Genomic DNA, 8,850 nt, shown 5'->3' with positions numbered 1-8,850 from the left:
GATCGTCACGGCGCAATGCGACCCGCTGTCGTCGGATGGCGAGACCTACCGCGACCGCATTGTGGCCGCCGGCGGCAAGGCCCGGTGGCACGAGGAACCGAGGCTGGTGCACAGCTTCCTGCGCGCCCGAACGACGGTGCCGGCCGCGGCGGAAGCGTTTGCGCGGATTGTCGGCGCGGTTGCTGCGCTGGGCCGAGGTGAGTGGCCGACGGTGGAACGCTAATCTCCCCCCTTGAAGGGGAGATGTCGCCGAAGGCGACAGAGGGGGTCGTCGCGCGTAGAGCGCTAGCATCATCTTTTTTAAAGTAGGAGGTCGCGTCCCGTCGTGCCGACCCCCTCTGGCCTGCCGGCCATCTCCCCCTCAAGGAGGGAGATTGGCGCCGCGCCGTTGGCGCATCTCCTCGCAGCGCGGCTGCAAAGCATAAGCGCACTGCCGACTCCCCCTGCGGAACCCCGCACAATCACTGCGGAAAACCGAACACTCCCTAGCGTCACCCCGCTCTATCATTCCCGCTCAGGCAACGGCGCCCCGGCGGTCGCGTCCGCCCCCGCGTCTGTCGATCGGCCGGGGCGATTTTTCTGTGCATGCCGTTGTCCCAAAACCGCTGGGCACTTTTGGGCGGCATGCATCAACAACAGGGGAACGACGATGAAATTCATGCTGACCGACCGCAAACTCCACCCGCAAGCCAAATCCGTCGCCGATGATTTCAGGACCGGCGGCATCAACCGCCGCGAATATCTGGTGCTGATGGCCGGCCTCGGTGTCAGTGCCGCCGGCGCGTTTGCGCTGGGCGGGCTCGCCCCCACCCCTGCCCGCGCGGCAGAACCGAAGAAGGGCGGCGTCCTGCGCGTCGCCATGAACGTCAAGGGCTTCAAGGACCCGCGCACCTTCGACGGCGTGGAGATGTCGAATGTCGCCCGCCACTGCAACGAATATCTGGTGCGCTGGAACACCGACTTCTCCTTCGAGCCCTGGCTGCTCGAAAGCTGGGAGGCGAGCGACGACGCCAGGACGCTGACCCTGCATGTGCGCAAGGGCATATCCTGGTCGAATGGCGATGCCTTCAACGCCGATGATGTCATTCACAACCTCACCCGCTGGTGCGATGCCTCGGTGCCGGGCAATTCGGTCGCCGCGCGCATGGGCGCGCTGGTCAATGCCGACACCAAGAAGGTCGTCGATGGCGGCATCGCCAAGGTCGACGACTTCACCATCAAGCTCAATCTGCCGAAGCCCGACATCTCGCTGATCGCCGGCATGGCCGACTATCCGGCGCTGATCATGCACCGCTCCTATGAGGGCGACGGCGATCCCCTGAAGGCGCTCGCCATCACCACCGGCCCCTGCGAGCTGGTCAGCTGGGATGCCGAGACGGGTGCGGAGGTGAAGCGCAGGGATAAGCCCTGGTGGAAGGGCGAATTCCATCTCGACGGCATCAAATGGGTCGACTACGGCTCCGACCCCAACGCCATGCTGTCGGCCTTCGAATCCGGCGAGATCGACACCGACCACGAAACCGCTTCCGACGCCGTCTCGCAGACCGAGACGATGGGGCTGATGAACTCCGAGATCGCCACCGGCTCCACCATCGTCGCCCGCTTCAATGTCGCCAACGCGCCCTATGACGACGTCAAAGTGCGCCGCGCCGCCCAACTCGCCGTCGACAATTCCGCCGTACTGGCGCTCGGCCTCGGCGGCCGCGGCAAGCCCGCCGACAACCACCATGTCGGCCCCATGCATCCCGAATATGCCGATATCGGCCCGGCCAAGCGTGACGTCGACCAGTCGAAGAAGCTGCTTGTCGAGGCCGGCAAGGCCGACCACGAATTCGAGCTCATCTCCGTCGATGTCGAATGGCAAAAGAGCACCGGCGACGCCATCGGCGCGCAGATGCGCGACGCCGGCCTGAAGATCAAGCGCACCGTGCTGCCCGCCGCCACTTTCTGGAACGACTGGAGCAAATACCCCTTCTCCTGCACCGAATGGCTCGGCCGCCCGCTCGGCGTCCAGGTGCTGGCGCTCGCCTACAAATCCGGCGCCGCCTGGAACGAGAGCGCCTACGCCAATCCCGAATTCGACACGCTGCTCGACAAGGCGCTGGCGACGCCGGACGCCAAGGCGCGCAAGGAGATCATGGCCAAGATCGAGCAGAATTTGCGCGATTCAGGCATCATCATCCAACCCTACTGGCGCTCGGTCTACCGGACGTACCGCAAAGGCGTCGAAGGCTGCGAACAGCACCAGGCGCTGGAACAGCATTTCGAGAAGGTGTGGATTGAGTCTTGAAGCGCCAACGTTCGCTTTACCTTCTCCCCTTGTGGGAGAAGGTGGATTGTCGCGAAGCGGCAAGACGGATGAGGGGTGTTCCAGCTTGGCGAGACGCCAACAGTAAACGAATCTGAACCAGAGCAGAACCTTCACCGCCTCACTCCGTCACGCACCCCTCATCCGTCTCGGCGCTGCGCACCGATCCACCTTCCCCCACAAGGGGGGGAAGGCAAGAAGCGTCGGCGCTCCTTCAAGTGCGGCGCTGGCCGGTGGATCGCTGCGATCATCTGCGGGTGGAAAATGGCCGGCGCGAATGCCGGTGAGGCAGTTGCCTGAGCCCGCGCCGGCCATTGGCGAACCTAGGTCCGCCGCCCGGAATTTCTACCGCCCCGCTGATGCCCGATCAACCAGGCCGGACGTTTGGTACGGAAGCGGACAAAAGCTCACCGCTCCGCCCTCAGCAGCGTCCAGATCCAGTCAACAAAGGTCAGCACCAGGAAAGGATAGCCGGCGGCGGGCAACGGCGCGGAGGTCGGCAGCAAGGGCGCGCGCCAGAGGATCATGCAAGCCGAGACGACAAACAGCACGGCGGCCACGAGCGCGGTGAGCCGCATCCACAGGGCAAATGTCCTGGGCATGCTGACCATGACCAGTGCTGCTGCCCACAGCGTGATGCCGCCGACATAGGAAGGCACGCTGGCCTCAAGCCCCGCCGCATTGCCCGCCATCAGCAGGGTCTCTCCGGCCAGGAAGGTCAGGAACCCGGCAGCGACGCAGTCATTGCCCAGCCGCTGGTATTTCATCGTCAGCAGCGCGGTGGCGACCACGAGCGCCGCGCCGTCGATCGTCCAGAGCGTTTCGCGCAGCGGAGCGCTGGCGACGAAGGTGCCGGCAAGGCCGAAGGCGCCGCCGATGGCGAGGCCGAGAGAGGCGATGGTGTCTGATGTGGTGCGCATGTGATGTGTCTCCCCAAGCTGGGTGTACGATACGCTTGGGCGCCGCACCATGAACAGCTCAAAGCCGACACGGCCGAGCGCCACCAACCTATCAGTACAAACACCTTCCTGCCCGGCGCGCTGATGGCCAGCCCCCTTCAGCTAAAGATCGCAGCACCGATGGACGGCCCCAGTGCCGGAAGAGTCTTCCGGCAGTACTGTTTTGAATCTCGGCGGGACAGACATGGCGGATGGAGTGAATCGGAAAGCGGGGACCGACCTCGATAAAATTCCAACCGCCGAGTTGTTCGAAACCGACTGGCAGCAGACGCTGGATCTCAAAAGAGATGCATGTGTGCGCGCCAGTAAATTCGCCTGCAGTTCAGACCAACTCCCGGGCGCGGTCCAGAATCTTGTCGATGTGATCGCTGTCAATCAACTCGAGCATCTCTTTCACGGAGCCTGTTTTAAGGGACTTGGTAAACTGCACTATCGAAATAGAAGGGCTCCCGGCATACGAGAGCAGGGCCATTTTAGTGAAGTTTTTCGAAAAAGCAGGATAAAGCGGTGCATCAAACTCCGCGTCCCACTCGCCATTCCGAATGGCTCGCTCTGTGAGAACAGCCATCAAGACGACTCCCAAGGCTCGTTGGACCTTGTGCTTCTTTCCCAAAGGGAAGCCAAAGGCAGGGAAACAAAATTCGATCATGAACCGCAGCGCATTAAAAAAAGCAGACGCATAGATCCTGCGATCATTGCCGAAATCTGCTGCATACAGAGTCGCGAAAATCTGCGCCGCGACGGCATCGGCAATCACATCGAGTTCGCCCAGCTTGTGAGGGCCAGCCGTCTGCTTCAACGTCTGGACATCGGCAAAATCCACCATCCTCTGTGCTACGTGTTGCATTTCGTGGAACAGGTAAATTGATACCGCAGTCTCGCAGAAATCTTCAATGTCAAGGTCACGAAAATCTCTGGATTCCCCAGCTTCCCAGATGAGATTCAGCCCAGCCAAGCTCAGCTCAAGAGTCGCAGTTTTTCGATCGAGGCGAAATGCTGCCTTGCCGAGATCGCTCGACACCATCACCTTTTTTATATCATTCAGTTTCGCGACAGCCGCCCTGGCATCAGAAGGGGCAAGCGTCAAAACGCTCAAATAATTCTCCTTGAACCGGGCGAACACTCGATCGACCGTAATCTGCCATTCCGCAACTGTTCTTGCCATGTCGGCTCCCCAAAAAGAGGAAATGAGGTCGATGGGTAACCCAAAAGTACCCCAACAACAAGTGCAGAGAGAAAAAAATTCCTGTTGCGGCGCACTAAAATTAGGGTTTAATAGCCTCGCTATCATCCATGAGTGATTTGGGGTACCCCCAGGCAAGGGAAACGACGCTTGGTACCTCATTCAAGGGAGGAACAAATGGGTACTTATTCTCAGGGAACGGAAATGACAAGGGGCTCCTTCACGCGCGCATGCCAGCTATCCCTTTTTAGGGGTTGTTTAATAGCGTGTTAACCCTAATTCCTGATCATGAACCAGCAAGTAAATCCGTTGGGATATGATTGAAGTCCCTTATTGGGACCCCCGAAGGGGTACTTCGGGGAACGTTGAGGAGTTCGCTATGACTTATCAGGAGACTGCAGCGCTCGGTCAAAGCGCAAGCGGTGCCGAAGGTGCGCGCGACGGAAGCGCCTCCCAGGAACTGCGGCAATGGACGATCAAGAATTTGGATGCATCTGTAGTTGACAAGGCTCGAGCAGCAGCCAAGCGAAAGGGAATGAAGATTAGTGCCTGGGTGGCCGCGACACTTGAAAATGCTGCCGACATGCAATCCGTCGAGAGCGACCCGTCAAGGAATTCTTTGGCGATTGATCTTGATGAGATTGTCTCAAAGATAGAGGAGATTCGCAGAGAGGATCGACTCTTAATTGAAAGAATTGAGAAGGATATCTCGCAGCTAGTGAAGGGGCAACACGGGATGCTTACAGAGATGCTATCTCGAAGTGGCAAAGGTAGGACTGAGAGCGATCACTCTTAGTTAGCTGGGAACCCACCCGGTCGATACGTTCGGCCAAAGGCCGAACCCGCTCAATCGCCCATCTTCAAGGCCTGGATAAACGCCTCCTGCGGGATATCGACCTTCCCAAACTGGCGCATCCGCTTCTTGCCTTCTTTCTGCTTGTCCAGCAGCTTGCGTTTGCGCGAGACGTCGCCGCCGTAGCATTTGGCGGTGACGTCCTTGCGCAGCGCCGAGATGGTTTCGCGGGCGATGACCTTGCCGCCGATGGCGGCCTGGATCGGGATCTTGAACAGATGGTTCGGGATCAGCTCCTTCAGCTTCTCGCACATCTGCCGGCCGCGCTTTTCCGCCGCCGTGCGGTGCACCAGCATGGAAAGCGCGTCCACCGGCTCTTCATTGACCAGGATCGACATCTTGACGAGGTCGCCCTCCTTGTAGTCGGTGAGGTGATAGTCGAACGAAGCGTAGCCCTTGGAGATCGACTTCAGCCGGTCGTAGAAATCGAAGACGACTTCGTTGAGCGGCAGATCGTAGATCAGCATGGCGCGCTTGCCGACATAGGACAGGTCGGCCTGGATGCCGCGCCGGTCCTGGCAGAGCTTCAATATGCCGCCGAGATAGTCGTCGGGGGTCAGGATCGTGGCGCGGATCCACGGCTCCTCGATCGCCGAGATCTTCACCACGTCGGGCATGTCGGCCGGGTTGTGCAGTTCCTTCATCGAGCCGTCGGTCAGAGCCAGCCGGTAGACGACGCTGGGTGCCGTGGCGATCAGGTCGAGGTTGAACTCGCGCTCCAGCCGCTCCTGGATGATTTCCAGATGTAAGAGGCCAAGGAAGCCGCAGCGATAGCCGAAGCCGAGTGCCGCGCTGGTTTCCATTTCAAAGGAGAAGCTGGCGTCGTTGAGGCGCAATTTGCCGACCGCGGCGCGCAGATCCTCGAAATCGGCGGCGTCGACCGGGAACAGGCCGCAGAACACCACCGGCTGCGCCGGCTTGAAGCCGGGCAGCGCCTTGGCCGTGGTGCGCTTGTCCTCGGTGATGGTGTCGCCGACGCGGGTGTCGGCCACTTCCTTGATCGAGCCGGTGAAGAAGCCGAATTCGCCGGGGCCGAGCTCGTCGACATTGATGCGGGCCGGCGTGAACACGCCGGTGCGCTCGACCAGATGCTTGGCGCCGGTGCCCATCATGCGGATGGTCTGGCCTTTTTTCAGCACGCCGTCGATGACGCGCACCAGCACGATGACGCCGAGATAGGCGTCGTACCAGCTGTCGACCAGCATCGCCTTCAAGGGCGCGGCCGCGTCGCCTTCGCGCGGCGGCGGCAATTGGTGGACGATGGCTTCCAGCACGTCGGGAATGCCCAGACCGGTCTTGGCCGAGATCAGCACGGCGTTGGAAGCGTCGATGCCGATCACCTCCTCGACCTGCTCGCGGATGCGCTCGGGCTCGGCGGCCGGCAGGTCGACCTTGTTCAGCACCACGACGATCTCGTGGTTGTTGTCGATCGCCTGGTAGACATTGGCCAGCGTCTGCGCCTCGACGCCCTGGGAGGCATCGACCACCAGCAGCGAACCCTCGCAGGCGGCCAGCGAACGCGACACTTCATAGGCGAAGTCGACGTGTCCGGGCGTGTCGATCAGGTTGAGGATATAGTCCTCGCCATTGTTGGCGCGGTACTTCAGCCGCACCGTCTGCGCCTTGATGGTGATGCCGCGCTCGCGCTCGATGTCCATCGAGTCCAGCACCTGCTCCTTCATGTCGCGCAGCTCCAGTCCGCCGGTCAGCTGGATCAGCCGGTCGGCAAGCGTGGATTTGCCATGGTCGATATGCGCGACGATGGAGAAATTGCGGATGTGGTCGAGGGGCGTGCTCATGGCGCGCGTTTAGCAGGGGTGGCTTGCCCGAGCAAGCGGCAGGCTGCCGCCGCACATGTAGCGCGGCCCGCTGCCCGGCAAGCCGTACGGCCGCTGCCGCGAAAGCAGAGCAGGCGGCTGCCGGGGCAAGCGGTGCGGGCGCTTGTCGCCTTTTCCTCCGGATTCCTCGAAAAATCGATAAATTTTAACCACACGCGTTAGAGCATAATTTGTGATCGGCATGTTAGCGGAGGGAAATATCTGATGTAAGGACGAAGGCATGCGGGGGCTTGCAGGCAGTTTTATCGAGTCGCGGAGCGGCTCGTTCGCACCGATACTTGTTCTCGCCATGATACCGCTGATCACCGCGGTCGGCTTTTCCGTCGACTACACCTCCGCGGTCCAGACCAGGTCGACCGAGCAGGCGGCACTCGACGCCGCGATCCTGTCGATCACCACGATGGACACGGCCTCGACGAAACCGCAGCGTCAGTTGGTGCTGCAGGATACCTACAAAGAAAACGGCGGACAGGGCACTGCGACGCTGAACAGCTTCGACGTCAGCGCCAACGGCACCGCCACCGCGCAGGCCACCGCGAGTTTCGCCATGAAGACCGTGTTCATGCAGATGGCCAGGATCCCTACGGTGGCGATCGGCGTCACGTCGGCGGTGAACAAGGCGCCAGCTTTGGTGGAGGCGACCTTCAAGGTCAGCGGGGTGTCGGGTTACTGGAACAAGACAATGACGCTCTACGGCACGATGTTCGGTGCGAAGGAGGGCAAGCCTCTGATGACGATCGATTACAAATACGGCGGGGGCACGGATCCCAAAGGGTACGGCACCACCACCGTCAGCAAGATCGACAGTCTGGGCGTCGCCACGGTGGCCCAAACGCAGGTTTGCAAGGTCGGCAAAAAGGCGCCTGACGGGGTGACGCTGAACACCGACCAGTTTGGCACGAAATATTACTGCGTCGACACGATGGCTGCCGGCAACACCGCCGGTGCCTCAATCGACGTCAGCCAGATGGCTGGCCTCTATCTGCAGATGAACGTCCCATCTGGCAATCCGCAAAACCTCTATTCGAACGATCCGGCCACGTCCAACCGGCTCTATAGCTCGACAAGCAAGGACATCCCCCCGGCCGAAATGGCGACCGGCCAGATCGTCGATATCTTTGGCCTCGTTCCTTGTGGATCGACAGCCTACCAGGCCTGGGAAGACGGCGGCAACAAGGTCCCGGCGCCCGTCAGCAACGCCGACTTCTTCTACAACGTCACCGGCAAGTGCGACTTCAACAAGCGGCCCAACAACACGCGGCTGACGCAGTAGAAGCTGCTCTTCTTGCCTTCTCCCCTTGCGGGAGAAGGAAGAACGCTAGCGATCACAAACCGGTGAGCGCTGTAACGAAGGCGCCGACAGCGGCGAAGTGGGGATATCAGCGGTGCATCCAGGCGCCGCCGCCCACGGAGCAAGCCGATGTCCCGCAAGTTCGTCACAGTGTCCAGCCTCTCGGCGCTTGCGCTGGCGGTGTCGCTCGGTGCGGCGGCCGCCCAGCCGCTCAGCGTGGTCGAGCTGTTCACCAGCCAGGGCTGCTCGTCCTGCCCGCCAGCCAACGCCAATCTGATCAGGGTCAAGGACCAGCCCAGCGTGCTGGCGCTGTCGTTCAACGTCACCTACTGGGACTATCTCGGCTGGAAGGACATTTTCGGAAAACAGGAATTCACCCGGCGCCAGGTCAATTACGAGCCGGCGCTCGGCCATGACG

At 61.1% G+C, this 8,850-nt stretch carries 7 protein-coding genes and 1 pseudogene; 5 read left to right on the top strand and 3 right to left on the bottom strand.

The features are described 5' to 3' along the window. Positions 1-223, top strand: a pseudogene (locus EN906_RS13625) (alpha/beta hydrolase fold domain-containing protein); the annotation flags it as partial. A 426-nt stretch (positions 224-649) separates the two neighbouring features. Then, positions 650-2,290 carry an ABC transporter substrate-binding protein gene (locus EN906_RS13620; protein WP_127269729.1) on the top strand — a complete coding sequence of 547 codons (1,641 nt, stop codon included), beginning with the start codon at positions 650-652 and terminating at the stop codon, positions 2,288-2,290. A 425-nt stretch (positions 2,291-2,715) separates the two neighbouring features. Here the strand turns inward: EN906_RS13620 and EN906_RS37275 are convergent, their stop codons facing one another. Further along, positions 2,716-3,228, bottom strand: a complete 513-nt coding sequence (locus tag EN906_RS37275; RefSeq protein ID WP_164748708.1) for a hypothetical protein — start codon at positions 3,226-3,228, stop codon at positions 2,716-2,718. 361 nt (positions 3,229-3,589) lie between these two features. Then, on the bottom strand, positions 3,590-4,432 hold the full coding sequence (locus EN906_RS13605) for a hypothetical protein (RefSeq protein WP_127268674.1): 843 nt from the start codon (positions 4,430-4,432) through the stop codon (positions 3,590-3,592). Between the two features lie 397 nt (positions 4,433-4,829). On the opposite strand from EN906_RS13605, the gene EN906_RS13600 reads away from it, so the two are divergent. Further along, positions 4,830-5,246, top strand: coding sequence for a hypothetical protein (locus EN906_RS13600; RefSeq protein ID WP_127268673.1), 417 nt, complete (start codon positions 4,830-4,832; stop codon positions 5,244-5,246). Positions 5,247-5,296: 50 nt separating this feature from the next. Here the strand turns inward: EN906_RS13600 and lepA are convergent, their stop codons facing one another. Continuing rightward, positions 5,297-7,102, bottom strand: a complete 1,806-nt coding sequence (gene lepA / locus EN906_RS13595) for a translation elongation factor 4 (RefSeq protein WP_127268672.1) — start codon at positions 7,100-7,102, stop codon at positions 5,297-5,299. A gap of 259 nt (positions 7,103-7,361) precedes the next feature. Here lepA and EN906_RS13590 point away from each other — a divergent pair, with 259 nt between their 5' ends. After that, entirely contained in the window at positions 7,362-8,414 is a 1,053-nt protein-coding gene (locus tag EN906_RS13590) for a TadE/TadG family type IV pilus assembly protein (protein WP_127268671.1), read from the top strand. Between the two features lie 147 nt (positions 8,415-8,561). Further along, positions 8,562-8,850: DUF1223 domain-containing protein (locus tag EN906_RS13585; RefSeq protein WP_127375214.1), on the top strand; the 289-nt coding region annotated here is incomplete at its 3' end.

This window comes from Mesorhizobium sp. M7A.F.Ca.CA.004.06.1.1, assembly GCF_003999135.1.
Classification (GTDB): domain Bacteria; phylum Pseudomonadota; class Alphaproteobacteria; order Rhizobiales; family Rhizobiaceae; genus Mesorhizobium.
The sequence above is the reverse complement of the archived record's forward strand: the minus strand, read 5'-3'. Positions and strand labels throughout refer to the sequence as shown.